Raw genomic sequence first — 21581 nt, 5'->3', positions numbered from 1 at the left:
GTTTTCCAGTCAAGAATCATTAAAATAATACCTGTTATGAAACAATTTAAATTTTGGAGAAACCTCCTGGTGGTGTTTGCTGCTTTGCTCTCCTTCGCTTCTTGCAGCAGTGATGACGGCGATTTCGATACCGGCAATCTCGGAGGTATCTGGAGACAGGTGGTCGATGCGGGTGTGATGGATGCTGGAACGACAGAATACACGTTCTTCCCAGAGTCTCCGACGGCAGGAAGGATAGAGCTTCGTGTCAAGGGATGGCCCGACATCAAGGAAAATAAAGCCCTCAACTATGTGGTGGGCCATACTGGCCATATCGTTATCTTCACCGGTAAGACCCACGACGGTGCGAGCAAAGTGCATGGTGAGTACGATATCCACGAGCTAAGCAGCTCACAGATGGTCTGGTATCGCACGGATTCCAACGAAGAAGTGGCTAGATTCAAGAAAGTGAAATAGGCAGGATGGACAGCTTATAGGCCATTGAGCCTGTCTCTACGATAAATCTGGGAACACCCCATTTTCTGCCCGTATTGCGGTAGGAGGTGGGGTGTTGCATTTGCAGGCGACACGTCTTGAATCTTTCTGACGGCTCTGTGACCGGCATGTGTATAACAAAAAAGAGGACTACCTTGCGGTAATCCTCTTTGCGCTTCAAGATGGGCTTGAACCAACGACCCCCTGATTAACAGTCAGGTGCTCTAACCAACTGAGCTATTGAAGCCTGTTTTCTAATTGCGATGCAAAGGTATTGCGTTTTTTTGAAACCGCCAAACTTTTGGGAATAAAATTATGCGATAAGTCTAAAATATGATAATTTTTATCAGATTCGCGAGGTATACCGGTGGAATATCGTACTTTTGTAATTCATATTTCAAGACCCAATCGTATGAAGAAAATACTTTCTCTCTTGTTGTTGCTGGCCAGTCTTTCTGCCGTGGCACAGAGTAACAAGGAACATAATTTTAATGTAGCCAAGAATCTGGATGTATTCAACGTGCTCTACAAGAATCTCGACTTGCTCTATGTAGACACGCTCGATGCCAATACCGTCATCGGTAACGGTATCAATGCCATGCTCAGTTCGCTCGATCCCTATACGGAATATTATCCGGAAGACAAGACCAAGGAGTTTAAAATGGCTCTCACGGGCAAGTATGCGGGCATCGGCGCTATCATCAGCTACAATTTCAAACTGAAGAAAGTAGTCATCAACGAACCATACGAAGGGATGCCGGCTGCCGAAGCAGGCTTGAAGAAAGGCGATATCATCCTGGCCATAGACGATGAGTCGATGGAAGACAAGGCCAACGACTATGTGAGCAATCATCTGAGAGGCGAGGCCGGTACGAGCTTTATCCTGAAATACAAGCGTCCGTCTACCGGAAAAGTGGTAAAGGTGAAGATTACCCGTCGTGCCATTCAGATGCCGGCCGTGCCTTATTACGGCATGGTGACACCGGGCGTGGGCTATATCAATCTCAATTCGTTTACCGAGAAATGCTCCAAAGACGTGCGCAAGGCGTTCATAGAGCTTAAAGGTCTCGGTATGAAACAGCTGGTATTCGACCTCCGGGGCAACGGTGGCGGACTGGAACAAGAAGCGGTGAACATCGTGAATCTCTTTGTACCCAGTGGTAAGGTGATTGTTTCCAACCGTGGCAAGCAGAAGTCGTCGAATCACGATTACCGCACTACGGTAGAGCCGCTTGATACCGTCATGCCCATCGTCGTGCTGGTAGATGGCCACTCGGCCAGCGCCAGTGAGATTACGAGTGGGGCGTTGCAAGACCTTGACCGTGCCGTAATCATGGGTACACGCACCTATGGCAAGGGTCTCGTACAGATGACCCTCGATATGCCCTACAACGGTATGATGAAGCTCACGACCAACAAGTATTATATTCCCAGTGGCCGTTGCATCCAGGCCATCAACTATAAGCACAAGCGTGGTGAATATACCGAGCATATTCCCGATTCGCTGACGAAGGTGTTTTACACTGCCGGTGGGCGCGAAGTGCGCGATGGCGGTGGTATCAAACCGGATGTTGAGGTGAAGCCCGACACCCTGTCCAACCTCACGCTCTACCTGTCTAATCGCAGCGGCTATGCCGGTATCATCGACTCTACCGAACAGATGCTCACCTACGAGCAGGAGTATATAGCCAAGCATCCGACCATAGCTCCGCCCACCGAGTTCCAACTGAGCCAGCAAGACTGGCTGGATTTCCGCCAGCGCGTCATCAACAGCAAGTTCAGCTACGACCGTGAGAGTGTGAAATATCTGAAGAATCTGGTCAAGCTGGCTAAGTTCGAGGGATATTACGATGATGCTAAAGCTGACTTTGACAATCTGGAGAAGAAGCTGAGCCACAATATAGTCAAGGACTTGGATAAGAATAAAGACGAGCTGATGCAGGAACTGGGCCGTAATATCGTGTCGGCCTATTACTATCAGGCCGGCCGTATCAAGTTCGACTTGCGATTCGACAAGACGATGAAAGAGGCTCTCCGACTGCTGGGACAGCCCGAAGAATACAGCAAGATATTAAGCCCTAAGAAGTAATTGGGCGCTGTATATGGAGACGGTAGGGGGCTACCGTTCTTTTTTATGCCTTTGATGATGAAACGTCTATACATAGTTTTCTTGCTGAGCATGGCATTGCTGCCGTCTGTCCATGCCCAGGTGGCTGCACAGCAGCTGAAAATGGCCAAGACATTCCGATGGACCGGCACGTGGGCTACAGCCCCCCAGTTCATTACGAGGAACAACATGTCGGCCCGAACCGAACTTACCGGCAAGGCCGTTCGTCAGATAGTGCATGTGTCGCTTGGTGGTAACACGTTACGCTTGCAACTGTCCAATGCCTATAGCAAGAGTCCGCTCTACATCAAGTCGGTCTATATAGCCAATTCACTCGACTCTTCGGCCATTGATGTGCATTCTGCCCGCTATCTTGAGTTTGCCAAGAAGCGTGCAGTCGTTATCCCTGCGGGCCAGTCGGTCATGTCTGATGCCTTGCAGTTCCATCTGAAACCCTTGCAGCGGCTGGCCATTACCATCAACTACGGCAACGCTGCGAAAGATATTACGTGGCATCCCGGTTCGCGCACCACGTCGTATCTGCTCTACGGTGTGTCCGTACCGCGCACCAAGTTTGCCCATGCTGCCAAGGCCGACTATTGGTACACCATCGACGCCATCGATGTGTACGGAGTGGAGAATGGCAGTATTGCCATTCTGGGCAACAGCATCACGGATGGTCGAGGGAGCACCACGAACCACCAGAATCGTTGGCCCGACATCATGAGCGAGCGCCTGGGAGGTCGCTTGGGCGTACTCAATCTGGGCATCGGAGGCAACGAAATACTGGGCTACGGGCTTGGCGACCCAGCCGTCAAGCGCTTTGGTCGCGACATATTGGGGCAGCGTGGCCTCAAAGCCGTTATCATCTTCGAGGGTACTAATGACATAGGGCACAGTCGGGGCAACAGCGAACAGGTGGCTGCACAGATGATAGAGGCCTATGTCCGGTTTGCAAAAGAGGCGCATGCACGAGGCTTGAAAGTCTTCGGTGCGACCATTACGCCCTTTAAGAACCATTCTTATTACACGCCGTTCCATGAGGCTGCGCGCGAAACCGTGAACGAATGGATTCGCACCACCAAAGATTTTGATGGCGTGATAGACTTCGACAAACTGATGAGCGACCCGAATGAGCCGAAGGCACTCATTCCCGAATGCCAGGAAGATTGGCTGCATCCCAATGCCGAAGGCTATCGGCGCATGGGGCATTATGCTGCCGAGCGCATGGCTGAGTTCGGTTTTTAGCCTGCCGTTTGCATTGCTTTTCAGAGTGTTCATCCTCCATTGTGTATCTATTTGATTATCAATGGTTTGCAATATAGCCTATTTTGCGCTACTGCCAAGCCTTTGCAGCATTGCTGTTCGGGCTTTGCAGCGATGCTGCCGCGCCCTTGCAGTATTTTGAGTGTGAGTTTATTAGTTTTTGAGTTGATGAGTTTGTGAGTTTGTGAGTTGATGAGTTGTAGAGACAAATTGATGATTAAGAGCTGATGATTGACTAGGTAGGAATTGAGAAGATTGTAGGGACGCGGCATGCCGCGTCCGAGGGTAAGTTTCATCCCTGCATGTAGGGGCGAATTGCATTCGCCCAATTACTCTGCATATCTCCCCCACTTCTTTGTCTGCGTCCGCAAACAAGGGCTATAGGGAGAATTGCATGGTGCAATAAATATAGGCTGACGATGGAGACGGAGTGTACTCCGTCTCCATCGTCAGTAATGGATTACTTACAAAACAACATAAGAGACGGTGTACACACCGTCTCTACATACAGGAAACAACCATAACCGCAAGCCCGATATAAAAACCGTAGGAGCTATCCCTTGCGGACGCGGCATGCCGCGTCCCTACAATCATACACTGCATGCTTAAATATATAGGATTGTAGGGGCAAATTGATAATTGAGAGTTGATAATTGGAAATTGGTAATTGAGAATTGATGATTGAGAATTTCCTAAACTCACAAACTTACAAACTTACAAACTTACAAACTCATAAACTCACAAACTCACAAACTTAAAAACTCATAAACATTTGGAACATATCAATATTTTTCCTATATTCGCATCGTATCATGATATAACAGGTTTTTAGGTTAGAAACACCATCCGTATGATGACATATTAGAACTTCATAAAACAGTAGCCTATGAAACATGCCCTATTCTTTTCCGTTGTTTTGTGCTTCGAGTTTGTCGGATAAGCACAGACTACTGTTTCATATAAATACAATAAGACTATCTTCTGGTAAAAAAGTATTTTATGCACGTACGATATATATATTTACTGTTTATTTTTGTATTCTCTTCTTGTATCTTTGGTGAGGACAGGTTTCACACTATAACGATACATAATGAAAGCGAAACAAGTTTCTATCTGTTTATAGGCAGTTGCATGGCAGATAGCTTACCGAAAGTGATTGTCCCTTTAGATTTTTATTCTCCAGAAAGGGATATTTTGGAGAAAAATGGTTAGGACTTATCTATGATTATCCTGCAAAAAATATTAGTTTGTTTGATTTCTTGCGTATATTGATGTATGCCGTACCATAGAGTTTTATTTTAGATTAATACAAAGATGGAAAAAAGATTTTTAAAAATAGTGATTTCTTTCACTTTTCTATTTCTTATATTCTTTTGGTCTTGTCTGCCAATGGTGGATAGGGAGTATACAGTTACTGTTAGGAACTGCACAAGAGATACAATCCTGATAGCTGGAAGTCAATACAACAGTATCGACAGTGTGTTATGTTTTATGGAGAGCATGCCGGGTAAAGTGGAATTTACTCTGATAAAGGGTGCTGGGAAATTGGATATTCGCGACGGTATTGTATTTCCAGACTCAACAGCTCTTTCGACTAAAAGGGCTCTATTTAACGAGGATGATAAGTCATATTTTTTTATCATCAAATTAAGTGTCGCTCGAAAATATACTTGGGGTGAAATTTGCAAATATAGGTTATATGATACATTTTCTGCTACATGGGATATGTCTGGAAAGAGCAAGTATCAGATAGACTACAAGCCTACTTTATAATATCCCTGCCTGGTGAATCAAGGGGTAAAACGAAAAAGCTGAATATTCAAATAGAAGCATATTTCATCCCGTCATTGAAATTGGATCAACTCACAAACTAACTCAAATCAAAGAAAGGCGACGGAAAATTTGGAATCTGCGAAAAAATGTTGTATCTTTGCACACGTTCAGAGGAATGAGGAGCTCCACGCGAGTTCCTCATTTTTGTTATAATCACATAACATAGTGTATGATAGACAAAAACGTCGTAAAAACATTGGTAGATGAATGGCTGGTGGGCAAGGAATATTTCCTTGTAGACATAGAAATCAGTCAGGGCGACAGAATCGTAGTGGAGATAGACCATGCCGACGGTGTGTGGATAGAAGATTGCGTGGAGCTGAGTAAGTATATAGAAGACAGACTCAGCCGTGATGAGCAGGATTATGAACTGGAAGTGGGCTCGGCCGGGCTGGGCCAGCCTTTCAAAGTGCCTCAGCAATATATCAACTTCATCGGTAAGGAAGTGGAAGTGCTGGATGCTGACGGCCGCAAGGTGAAGGGCGTACTGAAGAGTGTTGAGGGCAACGACTTCACCGTAACCGTTGAGGAAAAGGTGAAGGTGGAAGGTAAGAAACGTCCGCAGCTGCAAGAGGTGGACCATACTTACCAAATGAATCAAGTGAAATATACTAAATACTTAATAAGTTTCAAATAAGCCGCAGGCGAGATAGGCTTATGGTCAAGTCTCGGACAAGCGGCTCTTCAAACGACAGATGAGCTATGGCAGCAAGAAAAAATGAAGAAGAGCAGGTGAGTATGATTGATACCTTCCGTGAGTTTAAAGACACGAAGAATATTGATCGGACGACACTGGTGAGCGTACTGGAAGAAAGCTTCCGCAACGTTCTGGCTAAAATCTTCGGTAGCGACGAGAACTTCGACGTTATCGTAAACCCTGACAAGGGCGACTTCGAGATTTACCGTAACCGCGTGGTTGTGGCAGATGGCGAGGTGGAGGATGAAAACAAGCAGATAGCACTCAAGGATGCCGTCAAGATAGAGCCCGACTACGAGGTGGGTGAGGACGTGTCGGAGCGTGTGAACTTTGCTAAGTTTGGTCGCCGTGCTATCCTGAACTTGCGGCAGACACTGGCTTCGAAGATTCTGGAGCTGGAACACGACTCTCTCTATAATAAATATAAGGACCGCGTGGGGCAGATAATCTCTGGCGAGGTATATCAGGTTTGGAAGCGCGAAGTGCTCATTGTAGACGACGAGAACAACGAATTGATATTGCCGAAGGGCGAGCAGATACCCTCTGACGTATATCGCAAGGGCGAGACCGTAAGGGCCGTCATAGCCCGTGTGGACAATGAGAATAACAATCCGAAGATTATTCTTTCGCGTACAAGTCCGATGTTCCTGGAGCGGTTACTGGAGGCTGAGGTGCCTGAAATAGCAGAAGGTCTCATCTCTATCCGCAAGATAGCCCGCATGCCGGGTGAGCGTGCGAAGGTAGCCGTGGAAAGCTATGACGACCGCATCGACCCTGTAGGTGCTTGTGTGGGTGTAAGAGGTAGCCGTGTACATGGTATCGTACGTGAGTTGTGCAACGAAAATATCGACGTAATCAACTACACATCCAACATCAAGCTCTTTATTCAGCGTGCGTTGAGTCCTGCTAAGGTAAGCAGTATCAACATCAACGAGGAGGAGCATAAGGCTGAAGTTTATCTGCAACCGGAAGAAGTGAGCCTGGCTATCGGCCGTAGCGGTTTGAATATCAAGTTGGCATCTATGCTGACAGAGTTCACTATCGACGTATTCCGCGAAGTACCTGAGGGTGAAGCCGACGAAGATATCTACTTGGATGAATTCTCTGACGAAATAGATCAGTGGGTTATTGATGCTATTAAGAGTATTGGTCTGGATACAGCCAAGGCAGTGCTGAATGCACCTCGCGAAATGTTGGTAGAAAAAGCCGACCTCGAAGAAGAGACCGTGGAGAACGTGTTGAGAATACTGCGTGCTGAATTCGAAAGCTAAACAGATAAAAAGATTAAAAGACACAGAATGAGTATCAGATTAAATAAAGCGTTACGCGAATTAAACATAGGACTTCAAACGGCAGTTGAATTCCTGGAAAAGAGAACCGACCTGGGAGAAGTGAAACCCGAACCTAGTTTCAAGCTTACCGACGAGCAGTATCAAGCGCTCGTAGAAGGCTTCAAGCAAGATGCGGAAGTGCGCAATCAGGCAGAGAAACTCTTACAAAAGAAACCAAAGGCCAAGAAGCGCCCTGAAGTGCAGGACCATCGTGCCGAGAGCTTATTGGAGTCGACTGGCCGCCAGCAACAGTTTAAGCAGGTAGGCAAGATAGACCTTGATAGCATTGGCAAGAAGAAACCTGTAGTGAAAGAGTCTGTTGCTCCTGAAGTGGAAAAGACATCTGAGGTGAAAGCTGCTGCCGTCAGCCCGACACCGGAGAAGCCTGTTGAGGTTCCGAAGCCAGAACCGGCGAAAGAAGAAGTGAAACCGGCTGTAAAGGAAGAGAAAGTAGAGAAACCTACTGAAAAGAAGGTGGAAGCTGCCGTTGTGGCCGAATCAAAGAAAGAAGATGTTGTGGAAACAGCAGCTCCGGCACAGGGCGAAAAGCCTGAATCTGTCAAGACACAAGGTGGGCGTATCGACGAGAACGGCATCTTCACGACGAAGAGTGAGAACAACATGCTCAACACTCCGAAGGTGAATGTGCTGGGCAAGATAGACCTCTCGACCATCAACCAGAGCACTCGTCCGAAGAAGAAGACGAAAGACGAGAAGCGCAAGGAGCGTGAGGAGAAGAATGGGCATGCCGCTAACGGCGAGCGCAAGAAGCGTGTGCGCATCAACAAGGAGCGTGTAGACATCAATGCGGCTGTGAATCAGCAGGGTGGAAACCGTGGCGGAAACAACAATAACCGCAATAACAACAATAACAATGCCGGCAACAACGGCAACAAGAAGAATCGTAACAACAAGCGCAATCAGAAACCGCTGGAAGTGAACGAGGAGGATGTTGCACGCCAGGTAAAGGAGACATTGGCTCGACTGACCAACAAGCAGAATCAGAACAAGAAGGGTGCTAAGTACCGTAAGGAGAAGCGCGACGCTGTTCAGGAGAAGATGGCAAGAGAGGCTAATGCGGAACGGAGAGAAAGCAAGATACTGAAACTCACGGAGTTTGTGACCGTCAGCGAATTGGCTACGATGATGGATCTCAGTGTGAACCAAATCATCGGCACGCTGATGGGGGTAGGTATCATGGTTTCTATCAATCAGCGACTCGATGCAGAAACCATCAACATGGTAGCAGAAGAGTTTGGCTATAAGACCGAATATGTGAGTGCTGAGGTGCAAGAAGCCGTAAGCGAAGAGGTGGATGACGAGAACGACTTGGAGCCACGTGCCCCGATTGTTACTGTGATGGGTCACGTAGACCACGGTAAGACGTCGCTGCTCGACCACATCCGTAACACCAATGTGATTGCAGGTGAGGCCGGGGGTATTACACAGCACATCGGAGCATACGGTGTACAGCTTGAGAGCGGTCGCAAGGTAACATTCCTCGATACTCCGGGACACGAAGCCTTCACGGCCATGCGTGCCCGTGGTGCTCAGGTGACGGATATCGCTATTATCATCATTGCAGCCGACGACTCTGTGATGCCTACTACCAAGGAGGCCATTGCACATGCACAGGCTGCCGGAGTGCCGATGGTATTTGCTATCAATAAGATAGACAAGCCAGGGGCAAATCCCGATAAGATACGTGAAGACTTGGCCAATATGAACTTGCTCGTAGAAGAATGGGGCGGTAAGTATCAGTGCCAGGAAATCAGTGCCAAGAAGGGAGTCGGTGTCGACGAACTGTTGGAGAAGGTGCTTCTGGAAGCAGATATGCTCGATTTGAAGGCTAATCCGCATCGTCGTGCAACAGGTTCTATCATCGAGTCTTCACTTGATAAGGGTCGTGGTTATGTCTCTACGGTGCTTGTGAGCAACGGTACGTTGCGTGTTGGCGACAATATCTTGGCCGGAACAAGCTGGGGACGTATCAAGGCTATGTTCAATGAGCGTAACCAACGCATTGAAGAGGCACGCCCGGCAGAACCTGCTATCATCCTGGGATTGAATGGTGCGCCTACGGCCGGTGACGCTTTCCACGTACTGGAAACAGAGCAGGAAGTGCGCGACATTGCTACCAAGCGCGAACAACTACAGCGTGAACAAGGCTTGAGAACACAGAAACGTCTCACCTTGGGCGATATCTCTCACCGTATTGCACGTGGCGAATTCCACGAGCTTAACATCATTGTGAAGGGTGATACTGATGGTTCTATCGAGGCATTGAGCGATTCGTTCTTGAAGTTGAGTACTGAAAAGGTGAAGGTGAACGTGATTCACAAGGCCGTGGGACAGATTTCGGAGAACGATGTAACGTTGGCTGATGCCAGTGATGCTATCATCGTAGGTTTCCAGGTTCGTCCTTCTGCTGCTGCACGCCGACAGGCTGACAACGAAGGAGTGGAAATCAATACCTACTCTGTCATCTACGATGCTATCGACGACGTGCGCGACGCGATGGTCGGCATGCTCGACAAGGTTGTCAAGGAAGTGCTTACCGGCCAGGTGGAAGTACGCCAGGTATTCAAGATTTCGAAGGTTGGAACGATTGCCGGTGGTCTTGTTACTGAGGGCAAGGTACATGCCAAGGATAAAGCACGACTGGTTCGCGACGGTATTGTGATTCGTACAGCCGATATCAATGCGCTGAAACGCTACAAAGACGATGTGAAAGAAGTGCCTATGGGCATGGAGTGTGGTATCTCTCTGGTGAACTTCAACGATATTCAGGAGGGTGATGTCATTGAGACCTTCACCCAGATTGAAGTAGAACAGAAACTTTAGTATAGTAACAAATGTGACAGCCACCAAGTGTGGCATCACTTTTGCCGCATATAACAAAGGGGCGTATTCCCCGTGTATGTCCCTCACACTATAGGGGAAGGACGTGCACAGGAGATACGCCCTTTTATATATTTATGAAGTATGGAGAATCAAACAAACGAACAGGAAAAGAACGCCTACGTCAAGAAAGTAGCTGAACAGAAATATGAGTTCGGCTTCACGACAGACGTTCATACCGATATTATAGACATAGGTCTCAACGAAGATGTCGTGAGACTGATTTCCCAGAAGAAGGGAGAGCCTGAATGGCTGCTCGACTTTCGCTTGAAAGCGTTCCGACATTGGGAGACGATGAAGCAGCCTTCGTGGGCTCATGTTCATATTCCGCCGATAGATTATCAGGCTATATCCTACTATGCCGACCCATTGGCAAAGAAACCGGTGAACAAGGAGATTGATCCGGAGTTGGAGAAGACATTCGATAAACTGGGTATTCCACTTGAAGAGCGGTTGGCATTGAGTGGTACGGCCGTGGATGCCATCATGGATTCCGTGTCGGTGAAGACTACGTTTAAGGAGAAGCTCGCTGAAAAAGGTATCATCTTCTGCTCCATCGGAGATGCGGTGAAGACCCATCCCGATCTCGTGAAACAGTATTTGGGCAGTGTAGTTCCCTATCGTGATAACTTTTTTGCAGCCTTGAACAGTGCTGTTTTCAGCGATGGTTCGTTCGTATTCATCCCGAAAGGTGTGCGCTGTCCGATGGAGTTGAGCAGTTATTTCCGCATCAATGCACGCAATACCGGTCAGTTTGAACGTACACTGATTATTGCCGAAGACAATTCCTATGTGAGTTATCTCGAAGGATGTACCGCCCCTATGCGCGATGAGAACCAGTTGCATGCTGCCATTGTAGAGATTATCGTGCTGGACAATGCCGAGGTGAAATATTCGACGGTACAGAACTGGTATCCCGGCGATGAGAATGGAAAAGGCGGTGTGCTCAATCTGGTGACCAAGCGCGGCGACCTTCGCGGTGTCAACTCGAAGCTTTCGTGGACTCAGGTTGAGACAGGTAGTGCTATCACATGGAAATACCCATCTTGCATTTTGCGTGGAGACAACTCCGTGGCAGAATTCTACAGTGTAGCCGTAACCAACAATTATCAGGAAGCTGATACCGGAACCAAGATGATACACATGGGAAAGAATACTAAGAGTACCATCATATCGAAAGGCATTTCTGCCGGACATAGTCAGAATTCCTATCGTGGCCTGGTACGCGCCACGCCTAATGCCGACAACGCCCGTAATTATAGTTCGTGCGACAGTCTGCTCTTGGGCAGTGAGTGTGGAGCTCATACGTTCCCCTACATGGATATTCACAACGACTCAGCTATCGTGGAACACGAGGCTACGACGTCGAAAATCAGCGAAGACCAGTTGTTCTATTGCAACCAGCGCGGTATTCCCACCGAACAGGCTGTAGGTCTTATCGTGAATGGATATGCCAAGGAAGTACTCAACAAACTACCTATGGAGTTTGCTGTAGAGGCTCAGAAGTTGCTTTCGGTGTCGTTGGAAGGAACAGTAGGGTAATAAAGATAAGACGCTAAGAGAATTATATAAAACCATATATGAATTGATTGAAAGCCTGGTTTTCCCTCTGAAATTGCCGGGCACTCCCCTTCTTGCAAGGGGTTGGGGGAAATATCTATGCTAGAAGTAAAGAACTTGCATGCCACGATTGCTGGCAAAGAAATATTGAAAGGCATCAACTTAACGGTGAATGACGGTGAAGTTCATGCCATTATGGGCCCTAATGGTTCGGGTAAATCAACGCTGAGTGCGGTACTCACAGGTAACCCTTTGTACGAGGTTACCGATGGTGTGGCGCTTTTCAATGATAAGGATTTATTGGCTATGTCACCCGAAGACCGTGCTCGCGAAGGCCTGTTCTTGTCGTTCCAATATCCCGTTGAGATTCCTGGTGTGTCGATGACCAACTTCATGCGTGCAGCCATCAATGCCAAGCGTGAATACCAAGGACTCGAACCGATGAATGTTTCGGAATTCATGAAGCTCATGCGTGAGAAGCGTGCTATTGTGGAACTGGATTCCAAACTGTCTCATCGAAGTGTGAACGAAGGCTTTTCAGGCGGTGAGAAAAAGCGCAACGAGATATTCCAGATGGCCATGCTGGAGCCTAAACTTTCTATTCTCGACGAGACAGATTCCGGTCTCGACGTCGATGCCTTGCGTATTGTGGCCGAGGGTGTGAACAAGTTGAAGACACCCAATACCAGCACCATTGTCATTACTCACTATGACCGACTGCTCGACATCATCCGTCCCGACGTCATCCATGTGCTTTGGAACGGCCGTATCGTAAAGACTGCCGGTCCTGAACTGGCTAAGGAAATCGAGGCTAAGGGCTACGATTGGATTAAGGCCGAGGTGGAATAAACGCAAAGGAGACATATTATGCAGGCAGAAAAGCAATATATAGACCTTTATACACAGGAGCGCCAGACCATCTTCGACCATTCCGCCGACGTGCTGAATGCCGTCCGTGATGAGGCTTTCGAAGACTTTAAGCGTCAGGGATTCCCGTCTACGAAGGTCGAAAAATACAAATATACGGATATCAGTAAGTTGTTTGAGCCGGATTACGGACTCAATTTGAACCGACTGGATATCCCCGTAAATCCCTATCAGGTATTCAAATGCGGTGTACCTAATTTAAGTACCCAACTCTATTTTGTGGTCAACGATAGTTTTTATACCAAGTCATTACCCCCCAGGCAGTTGCCCGACGGCGTAATGATAGACTCTTTGAAAGCCGTTGCCACGCAATATCCCGAATTGATACGTAAGTACTATGCCAAGCAAGCCAAGACAGATCAGGACGCCATTACGGCCCTCAATACGATGTTGGCACAGGATGGCCTGGTGGTATATATTCCCAAAAACGTAAAGGTAGACCGCACCATTCAGGTGGTCAATATCCTGCGTTCGGATGTCGACCTGATGGTCAATCGACGCGTACTTGTCATATTGGAAGAAGGGGCTGAGGCTAAGTTGCTCTTCTGCGACGACAGTGCCGACGACCGTAACTTCCTTGCCACGCAGGTGATAGAGGCTTATGTGGGCGAGAATGCGAGCTTGGAGATGTATTGCCTGGAAGAAACTCATCTGAAAAATACACGTGTGAGCAATGTATATATCGAGCAACAGGCCAACAGTCGCGTCAACCACGATGTCATAACATTGCACAACGGATATACCCGTAATCGTCTCGAACTCGCTTTCAAAGGCGAGGGAGCGGAGTGTTCATGCAACGGTTGCGTGATAGCCGATAAGGAACAGCGCGTCGATACCAATACGGTCATAGACCATCAGGTGCCTCATTGCACGAGCAACGAACTGTATAAGTATGTACTCAACGACCATGCTGTCGGTGCGTTTGCCGGCTTGGTATTGGTCCGCAAGGATGCACAGAAGACTTCATCTCAGATGACCAACCAGAATCTATGTGCCACCCGCGAGGCCCGCATGTACACCCAGCCGATGCTGGAGATTTATGCCGACGACGTGAAGTGTGCGCATGGCAGCACCGTCGGACAGCTCAATGACGCTGCACTTTTCTATATGCGTCAGCGTGGCATCGGACTCCAGGAGGCTAAGATGTTGCTTCAGATAGCTTTCATCGGCCAGGTTATCGACCAAATATCGCTCGAACCGCTTCGCGACCGACTTCATCATCTGGTCGAAATGCGCTTTAGAGGCGAACTGAAAAAATGTGAGGGCTGTAGTTGCAGATAAGTTTATGAATCGCAATCAATTTCCCATTCTCTCTCGCGAAGTCTATGGTAAACCCCTCGTTTACCTTGATAATGCGGCCACTACGCAGAAACCTCTCTGTGTGCTGGATGCCATGCGCGAGGAATATCTCAATGTGAATGCCAACGTACATCGCGGTGTTCACTGGATGTCACAGCAGGCAACAGAACTCCATGAGGCTGCCCGCGAGACCGTGCGTCGGTTTATCAATGCCCGCAGTGTGGCAGAAATCGTTTTTACGCGTGGCACTACGGAGAGTCTGAATCTCGTGGCTTCATCGTTCTGCGAAGGGTTTATGAAGGCTGGCGACGAAGTGATTATCTCGACGATGGAGCACCATTCCAACATCGTTCCCTGGCAGTTGCAGGCTCGGCGCTACGGTATCAAGCTGCGCGTCATTCCGATGAACGATGCCGGCGAGCTGGATATGAAGGCCTATCAGGAGCTTTTCAATGAGCATACCCGACTCGTCAGCGTTGCCCATGTGAGCAATGTACTCGGCACGGTGAATCCCGTAGAAGAGATGATACGCATTGCCCACGCCCACGATGTGCCGGTGATGATTGACGGAGCGCAGAGTGCGCCCCATTTCGCCGTCGACGTGCAGCAGTTGGATTGTGATTTCTTTGCCTTCAGTGGGCATAAGATGTACGGTCCTACGGGCATAGGCGTACTCTATGGCAAGGAAGAGTGGTTGGAACGCATGCCCCCTTATCAGGGCGGTGGCGAGATGATAGCCAGCGTATCGTTCGAGGAAACCACCTTCGAACGACCGCCATTGAAGTTTGAAGCCGGCACACCCGACTATGTTGCGACCCACGGTCTGGCCACGGCCATCAACTTCATGACCGAGATAGGGATGGACCGTATTCAGGCGTACGAGCAGGAACTTACGCGCTATGCCACCCAACGCATGCAGGAAATCGACGGCATGCGCATCTTTGGGCAGGCTGCCCACAAGGACGCTGTCATCAGTTTCCTGGTCGGCGACATCCATCCTATGGACATGGGAACGCTGCTCGATCGTCTCGGCATAGCCGTACGCACCGGCCATCACTGTGCAGAACCGCTCATGAACCGTCTCGGAATCCTCGGCACGGTGCGTGCAAGTTTCGCCCTCTACAATACAAAAGAAGAGATAGACGTGCTTGTCGAAGGCATCAAGCGTGTGGCAAAGATGTTCTAAAGTTCATTTTTGCACCGCTTCAATGCGTAGACAAACCATCCGCAGCAGACCAGTCTGACGAGCAACGGCCCATCTACCGGCAGTGCACTCATGGCAAAAGCCGCTTGCACATGAAGCAGCAAGGCCGTCTGTTTTATCGTGATTTCCTTGTCGATGACGTTGCCGTAGTAGCGACGCAACCAGTCAATGGGTATAAGCAGCCTGTCGGTTAAGTCTTTCCATGTGTTTGTCTGTACGGGCAGAGTGATATTCTTTTCCATCTTTCGTTCCTTTCTTTAGTAGGTGCAAAGTTAGGGTTGTTGGTGGAAGTGTTATTTCATTGCCTGTCGAATATTGTTTAATAAAGTTAATAGTCCGTTGTTCTTACCTCTTATTTTTACCTCTTACCTTTTCAATTCCTCATGCTCTCTCCTCATTATTATACAGATTTGATAGAAGCCGGATGCGACGAAGCCGGTCGCGGATGCCTGGCCGGAAGTGTCTATGCAGCTGCCGTCATCTTGCCACGCGACTACGACAATCCGGCTCTCAACGACAGTAAGCAACTCTCGCATGCCAAGCGCAATCTGCTACGCGAGCAGATTATACGCGATGCGCAGGCGTGGGCCGTAGGCATTGTCACTCCCGAAGAGATAGACCAGATTAACATTCTCAATGCGAGTTTCCTGGCCATGCACCGCGCACTCGACCAGTTGCAGGTGCGACCCGAAGCCATCATCGTCGATGGCAACCGCTTCCGTCCCTACCACGATGTGCCTTATACGACGATAGTCAAGGGCGACGGCAAGTTTCAGGCCATCGCTGCGGCCAGCATATTGGCCAAGACTTTCCGCGACGACTATATGGAATCCATAGCCAAGGAATATCCGATGTACGACTGGCAGCACAACATGGGCTATCCTACACGCAAGCATCGCGAGGCTATCAAGCAATACGGTATCAGCCCTTATCACCGCAAATCATACAATTTATTAGGAAATGAAGAACTCAGGTTGGAATTCTGAGATTACTGCAAAGGCTCGGCAGCATTGTTGCCGGGCTTTTGCAGTATTGCTGCCAAGGCCAAACAGCAGTGCTGCTGAGCCTTTGCAGTTTTTTGAAGTTGCTGAGTTTTGAGTTTATAAGTTTTTGAGTTTCTCAGTTGATGAGTTCTTGAGTTGTTGGGATTGTGTTGAACAGGGGTGCAAACACTACAGTTCGTACATCAGATAATGGCTGTCGTGCATGCCCAGCGATTGATAGACACGCTGCGCTATGGTGTTGTTCTTGTCGACATACAGGCGTAGGGCTGCTGCATTTTCGCTCTGAGCGATGATTTTGGCAAATTCGAACAATTCCTTGAATACACCCTTCTGACGCGCTGTAGGGCGCACATATACCGATTGAATCCAATAGTAGGGCGCGTTGCACCAGTCGGACCATTCCGTGGTGAGCATCATACTGCCCAGGACTTCGCCTGTCTGTCCGTCCTTGGCCAATAGGTATGTGGCTTTGGAATCGTCTTCGATGGCGGCTTTCACCCCCTCGCGCACGGTGGTATAATCCAATTCGCTGTCTTCGCTTTCGCGTGCCATGTCCAGTTGGAATTGCACGATGGTCTCGGTATCTTCCAGACAGGCTGTTTCTATTTGGTATTTCATGTTATATCTCTGCTTTTACCATGATGGGGAAATGGTCGGACGGGAAACGGCCGTAAGGCAATTCGTTGAGCGTGCCATATTGCAGTATGCGGATGTCTTTGGTGACGAAAATATAGTCTATACGGTAGTCGTTTCCGGGTTTGGGTATCTTATATCCGTGGTAGGTACAGGTTGTTCCGTAGGGCGCTTGCAGTGTAGTGCGGTAGCTGTCTGACAGCAATCCATCGGCCAGGATGGTCTGGATAGGCTCGTCGGTGGGTACTGCGTTGTAGTCGCCGGTGGCGAATACAGGCACGTCTGTCCCAGCTATCTCGCGTATTTTCCTCAATAAGAGTTTGGAAGATTCGCGCCGTGCCACCACGCCTTCGTGGTCGTAGTGAGAGTTGAATACGAAGAATGTCTTGCCGGTGAGTCTGTCGCGGAATTTACCCCACGAGCAAATGCGGTTGCAACACTTGGCATCCCATCCCAACCCTACTTGGTCGGGCGTCTCCGAATACCAGAAGTCGCCATGCTCCAGCAGTTCGTATTTGGCGCGTTTGTAGAATATGGCCGAGTGTTCGCCGTCTGTTCCGCCGTCGCGTCCTTCGCCTATCCAGGCATATTCAGACAGTTCGGCCACGCCGTCGAGCATGTGCTTGAATCCTTCCTGTGTGCCCATGATGTCGAAATCGTGGAAGCGTATCAGGCCTTTTACCAGTTCCTTGCGGTTGCTCCATTGGTTGATGCCGTCGTTTTTGGTGTCCATGCGCAGGTTGAACGAGGCGATGGTGATGTGTGTTTTCTGTGCCTTGCGTGCTTCTGACGGCAGTAGAGCGGTGGTCAGGAGCAGGAAGGATAGCAGGATGATAGTCTTGAACTGTTTCATATTGTTTATAGGTTGTGTAGTGTGCTTAGGGGCAAGGGGTTGTGATGAGGATGAGATGATTGCCTGTTGCGTCGGTCGTGGCAAAGATATAGTGGTGGCCACCATCCTTCAGTCGCAGACGTTTGCGCAGTTCGGGGGCTGAAAGGGGGAAGTTGCGCGTGGCAATATTGGCTTGGTCGATGCCCGTCAGGGCTGTTTTCAGGCTCTTCTTGTTCATCGACGTGACGGCCGAGATGCGAAATCGGCGTCCCGGAAAGTCAGTCTGCAAGTGGTCAGAGACGAGCAGATGGGAGTTGGGTGCAATGGCAGCCACATCCCATCGGGCGGTCAGCAGGCCGTAACAGCCACATTTCATGGCTGCCGCGTGTGGTTCGTAGAGGTAGTTTCCAGGCGCAATGTCGCCTTGGAGAAGGCGCTGTGGAGCATTTCCCACGGCCTCATCGTCGTACGAGAAACCTTCGTCGTCGTTTACACAGTAGATGCGGAGAGGGCTGTGTGTGGTCTTTTCGCCCTCGGTTACGAGCAGCAGTTCCTTGCATTCGTTCTTGACCGATACGATGTGTACTTCGTTTACGGGCATGCTTTGCCGGCCCATGTCGGCTACGGCTTGATGCCAGTCGAGCATGGGAGAGAGCTTGATGATGGTGTAGAGGGATTTCGGTTTGAGTTGGGAAGCCATTTCCAGTATGTCAGGTGTGCAGTCGGATATGGCTATCGTCTTTGCTCCGTGGGCGTCGCGACGTGCAGGGTCGATAAAGATGATGTCGACCGCAGGCATGGATGTAAGGTAATCCACGCCGTTGCCACAGACCACCTGTGCCTGTGCCAGTCCTAGAAGAGCAAAATTGTGGCGGGCTATTTCGCAGAGATGAGGTTGTTGCTCCACATAGGTGCATCGCTCAAAGGGGCGTGCCATGAAAGAAAAGTCGACCCCGAAACCTCCCGTCAGGTCGACCAATGTGGTGGGATGAGGGCAGAGCCGTTCGGCCAGGCGCGCTTTGTAGCGTGCCGTCTGTTCCGAGCTGCACTGTTCCATAGAAATATGTGGAGGATAGAGTAAGTCATCGGTGGCAGCCCATGTAGGCAACTTCGTGCGGGCAGCCTGCCGCCCTGCAATCTGGTCGAGGGCCAACCTCATGTCTACATCCGGATAGCGAGCTGCCTGAAGAGCCAGCTGTCGCACGTCGTCCGTGGCATGTAGGCGGATAAATTGGGAAGTTGCCGTATTCATAAAATTATTTTTGCTATCTTTGTATGACTCTTAGCCCCTGTCGAAGAGCTTTTGCTGTATCTCTTTTTTATGTAATAGCCTATGGAATTAAACGAAATAACGATTCGTCCTATCGGACTTGAAAGTCTCTCACTGTTGCGTCAGGTGAGCATCGACACGTTTGTCGAGACCTTTGGCGATGTGAATACACCCGAAGATATGAGCCGCTATCTGGCCGAAAACCTCTCGGAAGAGGTGTTGTGCAGTGAGATAGAGAACACCGAGTCTCGCTTCTTTATGGCCTTTGAGGGCGATGAGGGCGTGGGATATCTGAAGTTGAACACGGGCGACGCACAGACCGAATACCGTGAAGCGGATGGCTTGGAGGTGGAACGTATCTATGTACGTAAGCCTTGGTTGGGGTGTGGCGTGGGTGCCAGACTCTTCCAGCTGGCTCTTGACACAGCCCGTGACGAGCGATTCCGCTATGTATGGCTCGGTGTGTGGGAGCATAACGAGCGCGCCAAGCGATTCTACGAGCGCCACGGATTTGAACTCTGCGGTCGCCATGTGTTCCGGCTTGGCAGCGATGAGCAGACCGATTTGCTCATGCGCATGCTGCTCTGACAACCTATTTCTTATAGAGTAGCTCCACGGCCTTGCGCACTATGTGGTTCTGCTCGTTCATAATCTGGAAGTATTCACTCATGTCCCACAGGTCGCGGGCCACGAGTGCTTTCAGCTGATTGCGCAGTGTGGGGAGTGTGCGTTGCAGCTCCTTGTCGTCGGCTGGCTTTATTTTCTGCTTTTTGGCTTCTTCCATTATTTGGTCTATAAGGCTTTGCGGCACTGTATAGCGGGCATTGAAATCGGCAAACGAGGGATATTCTTTCTGCAAACGCTTGCGATTATTATCCACATATTTGAGATTCGTATTGATGATAATGCTCTTGGCAGCCAACTGGCGGTGCAGCGATGTGTATTGAGTTGTGTCGAGCGGAACGAAGAAGTCGGGCATGATGCCACCGCCACCGTAGACGGTTCGCTTGAGCCGTAGGGTCTGATACTTCAGCGAATCGGCAAAGTGTATGCTGTCGGCGCTGTAGAGTTCGCCATGCTTGAAACGCTTCTCCAAGTCCATGCCGTAGTCTTCGCTGTCGCCTTTGGTATAGGGTTTCTGAATGCAGCGGCCCGTAGGTGTGTAGTAGTGGGCGATGGTTAAGCGAATCATCGAACCGTCGGGAAACTCAATGGGACGCTGTACAAGGCCTTTGCCGAAGCTCCGTCGGCCCACAACCTGACCTCTGTCCTGATCTTGGATAGCACCGGTGACAATCTCGGCAGCCGATGCCGAGAATTCGTTTACAAGCACGATGACCTTACCGTCGAGCAGTTTGCCGTCGCCCTGAGCACGGTATTCCTGGCGCGGAACGGTGCGCCCTTGGGTGTAGACTATCAGGTCGTTCTTGTGAAGGAACTCGTTGGCTATCTGGACTGCGGCCATCAGATAGCCTCCACCATTCTCCTGAAGGTCGAGGATAAGGTCGCGCATACCTTGTTGTTTCAGGGCATTGACACTCTCCATGAACTCGGTGTAGGTGGTAGCCCCGAATCCTTCGATGCGGATATAGCCCACCTGAGGACGAATCATATAGGTTGCATCAATGGTCTTGACGGGTATCTTGTCGCGCGTAATGGTGAAAGTGAGCGGGTCGGCAATACCTCTGCGCACGACACCGAGTTTCACTTTCGTACCCTTAGGACCGCGCAAGCGCTTCATAATATCTTCTCTTGCCATATTGACACCGGCAATGGCTGCCCCGTCAACGCTGACAATGCGGTCGCCGGCCAGGATTCCCATACGCTCGGACGGACCTCCTGTGACGGGCTGGATGACGAGCAGTGTGTCTTGAACCATGTTAAACTGCACCCCGATACCCTCGAATGAGCCTTCGAGGGGTTCATTCATGCTCTTGGTTTCCTTAGCCGTGCTGTAGGCAGAGTGTGGATCCAGTTTCGACAGCATGCCCCTGATAGCGTCTTCCACCAGCTTTTCTTCGTTCACGCTGTCCACGTATAGGTTGCTGATAGCCATCTCTGCTATTTGCAACTTGCGGATATTGTTGTTTGTTTGTGCTTGTGCAGCACAAACAAACAACAATAAGGTAAGAGGTAAGAGGTAAGAGGTAAGAGAGTGGGGATGGCAATTATTTCTCAGAAGGCCCTTGCCCTGAAACTTCCTTATATTTCTTAATGTATTCATGAAAAATCCTTTCTAATAT

At 49.4% G+C, this 21581-nt stretch carries 18 protein-coding genes and 1 tRNA gene; 13 read left to right on the top strand and 6 right to left on the bottom strand.

Annotation, left to right across the window (positions count from 1 at the left end):
• The first annotated feature begins 36 nt into the window (after positions 1 to 36).
• On the top strand, positions 37 to 456 hold the full coding sequence (locus tag ACZ42L_RS08905; RefSeq protein ID WP_464715876.1) for a hypothetical protein: 420 nt from the start codon (positions 37 to 39) through the stop codon (positions 454 to 456).
• A 191-nt stretch (positions 457 to 647) separates the two neighbouring features.
• On the opposite strand, the gene ACZ42L_RS08900 is transcribed toward ACZ42L_RS08905, so the two are convergent.
• A tRNA-Asn gene (locus ACZ42L_RS08900) sits at positions 648 to 721 on the bottom strand.
• A 165-nt stretch (positions 722 to 886) separates the two neighbouring features.
• On the opposite strand from ACZ42L_RS08900, the gene ACZ42L_RS08895 reads away from it, so the two are divergent.
• The 10 genes from ACZ42L_RS08895 to ACZ42L_RS08850 all read left to right on the top strand — a co-directional run bounded on the left by ACZ42L_RS08895 (position 887) and on the right by ACZ42L_RS08850 (position 15581).
• Positions 887 to 2563 (top strand): S41 family peptidase, encoded by a 1677-nt coding sequence (locus tag ACZ42L_RS08895; protein ID WP_464698437.1) that lies wholly within the window; start codon positions 887 to 889, stop codon positions 2561 to 2563.
• A 57-nt stretch (positions 2564 to 2620) separates the two neighbouring features.
• Complete coding sequence (locus ACZ42L_RS08890) at positions 2621 to 3829, top strand: SGNH/GDSL hydrolase family protein (protein WP_464716993.1); 1209 nt, start codon at positions 2621 to 2623, stop codon at positions 3827 to 3829.
• A 1332-nt stretch (positions 3830 to 5161) separates the two neighbouring features.
• Positions 5162 to 5620, top strand: coding sequence for a hypothetical protein (locus tag ACZ42L_RS08885; RefSeq protein ID WP_464698432.1), 459 nt, complete (start codon positions 5162 to 5164; stop codon positions 5618 to 5620).
• 229 nt (positions 5621 to 5849) lie between these two features.
• Entirely contained in the window at positions 5850 to 6317 is a 468-nt protein-coding gene (gene rimP, locus ACZ42L_RS08880; protein ID WP_464698430.1) for a ribosome assembly cofactor RimP, read from the top strand.
• Positions 6318 to 6382: 65 nt separating this feature from the next.
• Positions 6383 to 7648, top strand: coding sequence for a transcription termination factor NusA (gene nusA, locus ACZ42L_RS08875; protein WP_464698429.1), 1266 nt, complete (start codon positions 6383 to 6385; stop codon positions 7646 to 7648).
• A 27-nt stretch (positions 7649 to 7675) separates the two neighbouring features.
• Positions 7676 to 10552 (top strand): translation initiation factor IF-2, encoded by a 2877-nt coding sequence (infB, locus tag ACZ42L_RS08870; RefSeq protein ID WP_464715875.1) that lies wholly within the window; start codon positions 7676 to 7678, stop codon positions 10550 to 10552.
• A 141-nt stretch (positions 10553 to 10693) separates the two neighbouring features.
• Complete coding sequence (gene sufB, locus ACZ42L_RS08865; protein ID WP_464705863.1) at positions 10694 to 12151, top strand: Fe-S cluster assembly protein SufB; 1458 nt, start codon at positions 10694 to 10696, stop codon at positions 12149 to 12151.
• A gap of 117 nt (positions 12152 to 12268) precedes the next feature.
• Positions 12269 to 13018: a Fe-S cluster assembly ATPase SufC gene (sufC, locus tag ACZ42L_RS08860; RefSeq protein WP_464715874.1), complete on the top strand. Its 750-nt coding sequence runs from the start codon at positions 12269 to 12271 to the stop codon at positions 13016 to 13018.
• Positions 13019 to 13036: 18 nt separating this feature from the next.
• Positions 13037 to 14377 (top strand): Fe-S cluster assembly protein SufD, encoded by a 1341-nt coding sequence (sufD, locus tag ACZ42L_RS08855; protein WP_464715873.1) that lies wholly within the window; start codon positions 13037 to 13039, stop codon positions 14375 to 14377.
• Between the two features lie 4 nt (positions 14378 to 14381).
• Positions 14382 to 15581 carry a cysteine desulfurase gene (locus ACZ42L_RS08850; protein ID WP_464715872.1) on the top strand — a complete coding sequence of 400 codons (1200 nt, stop codon included), beginning with the start codon at positions 14382 to 14384 and terminating at the stop codon, positions 15579 to 15581.
• Here ACZ42L_RS08850 and ACZ42L_RS08845 read toward each other — a convergent pair.
• Positions 15578 to 15841, bottom strand: coding sequence for a hypothetical protein (locus tag ACZ42L_RS08845; protein ID WP_464715871.1), 264 nt, complete (start codon positions 15839 to 15841; stop codon positions 15578 to 15580). The two genes, ACZ42L_RS08850 and ACZ42L_RS08845, sit on opposite strands and share 4 nt — an antisense overlap.
• A 141-nt stretch (positions 15842 to 15982) precedes the next feature.
• Here ACZ42L_RS08845 and ACZ42L_RS08840 point away from each other — a divergent pair, with 141 nt between their 5' ends.
• Entirely contained in the window at positions 15983 to 16585 is a 603-nt protein-coding gene (locus tag ACZ42L_RS08840; protein WP_464715870.1) for a ribonuclease HII, read from the top strand.
• Positions 16586 to 16771: 186 nt separating this feature from the next.
• Here ACZ42L_RS08840 and ACZ42L_RS08835 read toward each other — a convergent pair whose 3' ends face one another.
• From ACZ42L_RS08835 to ACZ42L_RS08825, 3 genes are read right to left on the bottom strand one after another with little or no spacing between them, the layout of a single operon-like run.
• The gene (locus tag ACZ42L_RS08835) at positions 16772 to 17221 is read right to left on the bottom strand and encodes a GNAT family N-acetyltransferase (RefSeq protein WP_464698415.1); all 450 of its coding nucleotides are present in this window, start codon (positions 17219 to 17221) and stop codon (positions 16772 to 16774) included.
• 1 nt (position 17222) lies between these two features.
• On the bottom strand, positions 17223 to 18089 hold the full coding sequence (locus ACZ42L_RS08830) for an endonuclease/exonuclease/phosphatase family protein (RefSeq protein WP_464715869.1): 867 nt from the start codon (positions 18087 to 18089) through the stop codon (positions 17223 to 17225).
• A 25-nt stretch (positions 18090 to 18114) separates the two neighbouring features.
• On the bottom strand, positions 18115 to 19320 hold the full coding sequence (locus tag ACZ42L_RS08825; RefSeq protein ID WP_464715868.1) for a class I SAM-dependent methyltransferase: 1206 nt from the start codon (positions 19318 to 19320) through the stop codon (positions 18115 to 18117).
• 81 nt (positions 19321 to 19401) lie between these two features.
• Between ACZ42L_RS08825 and ACZ42L_RS08820 the strand changes: the two genes are divergently transcribed.
• On the top strand, positions 19402 to 19926 hold the full coding sequence (locus ACZ42L_RS08820; protein WP_464715867.1) for a GNAT family N-acetyltransferase: 525 nt from the start codon (positions 19402 to 19404) through the stop codon (positions 19924 to 19926).
• Between the two features lie 4 nt (positions 19927 to 19930).
• On the opposite strand, the gene ACZ42L_RS08815 is transcribed toward ACZ42L_RS08820, so the two are convergent.
• Positions 19931 to 21562, bottom strand: coding sequence for a S41 family peptidase (locus ACZ42L_RS08815; protein WP_464715866.1), 1632 nt, complete (start codon positions 21560 to 21562; stop codon positions 19931 to 19933).
• Positions 21563 to 21581 lie beyond the last annotated feature (19 nt).

It is taken from the genome of Prevotella mikamonis (assembly GCF_055381405.1).
The sequence above is the reverse complement of the archived record's forward strand: the minus strand, read 5'-3'. Positions and strand labels throughout refer to the sequence as shown.

Coding starts and splice junctions, on each gene's coding strand:
- ACZ42L_RS08905 (WP_464715876.1), top strand. CDS start 37: ATGAAACAATTTAAATTTTGGAGAAACCTCCTGGTGGTGTTTGCTGCT.
- ACZ42L_RS08895 (WP_464698437.1), top strand. CDS start 887: ATGAAGAAAATACTTTCTCTCTTGTTGTTGCTGGCCAGTCTTTCTGCC.
- ACZ42L_RS08890 (WP_464716993.1), top strand. CDS start 2,621: ATGAAACGTCTATACATAGTTTTCTTGCTGAGCATGGCATTGCTGCCG.
- ACZ42L_RS08885 (WP_464698432.1), top strand. CDS start 5,162: ATGGAAAAAAGATTTTTAAAAATAGTGATTTCTTTCACTTTTCTATTT.
- rimP (WP_464698430.1), top strand. CDS start 5,850: ATGATAGACAAAAACGTCGTAAAAACATTGGTAGATGAATGGCTGGTG.
- nusA (WP_464698429.1), top strand. CDS start 6,383: ATGGCAGCAAGAAAAAATGAAGAAGAGCAGGTGAGTATGATTGATACC.
- infB (WP_464715875.1), top strand. CDS start 7,676: ATGAGTATCAGATTAAATAAAGCGTTACGCGAATTAAACATAGGACTT.
- sufB (WP_464705863.1), top strand. CDS start 10,694: ATGGAGAATCAAACAAACGAACAGGAAAAGAACGCCTACGTCAAGAAA.
- sufC (WP_464715874.1), top strand. CDS start 12,269: ATGCTAGAAGTAAAGAACTTGCATGCCACGATTGCTGGCAAAGAAATA.
- sufD (WP_464715873.1), top strand. CDS start 13,037: ATGCAGGCAGAAAAGCAATATATAGACCTTTATACACAGGAGCGCCAG.
- ACZ42L_RS08850 (WP_464715872.1), top strand. CDS start 14,382: ATGAATCGCAATCAATTTCCCATTCTCTCTCGCGAAGTCTATGGTAAA.
- ACZ42L_RS08845 (WP_464715871.1), bottom strand. CDS start 15,841: ATGGAAAAGAATATCACTCTGCCCGTACAGACAAACACATGGAAAGAC.
- ACZ42L_RS08840 (WP_464715870.1), top strand. CDS start 15,983: ATGCTCTCTCCTCATTATTATACAGATTTGATAGAAGCCGGATGCGAC.
- ACZ42L_RS08835 (WP_464698415.1), bottom strand. CDS start 17,221: ATGAAATACCAAATAGAAACAGCCTGTCTGGAAGATACCGAGACCATC.
- ACZ42L_RS08830 (WP_464715869.1), bottom strand. CDS start 18,089: ATGAAACAGTTCAAGACTATCATCCTGCTATCCTTCCTGCTCCTGACC.
- ACZ42L_RS08825 (WP_464715868.1), bottom strand. CDS start 19,320: ATGAATACGGCAACTTCCCAATTTATCCGCCTACATGCCACGGACGAC.
- ACZ42L_RS08820 (WP_464715867.1), top strand. CDS start 19,402: ATGGAATTAAACGAAATAACGATTCGTCCTATCGGACTTGAAAGTCTC.
- ACZ42L_RS08815 (WP_464715866.1), bottom strand. CDS start 21,562: ATGAATACATTAAGAAATATAAGGAAGTTTCAGGGCAAGGGCCTTCTG.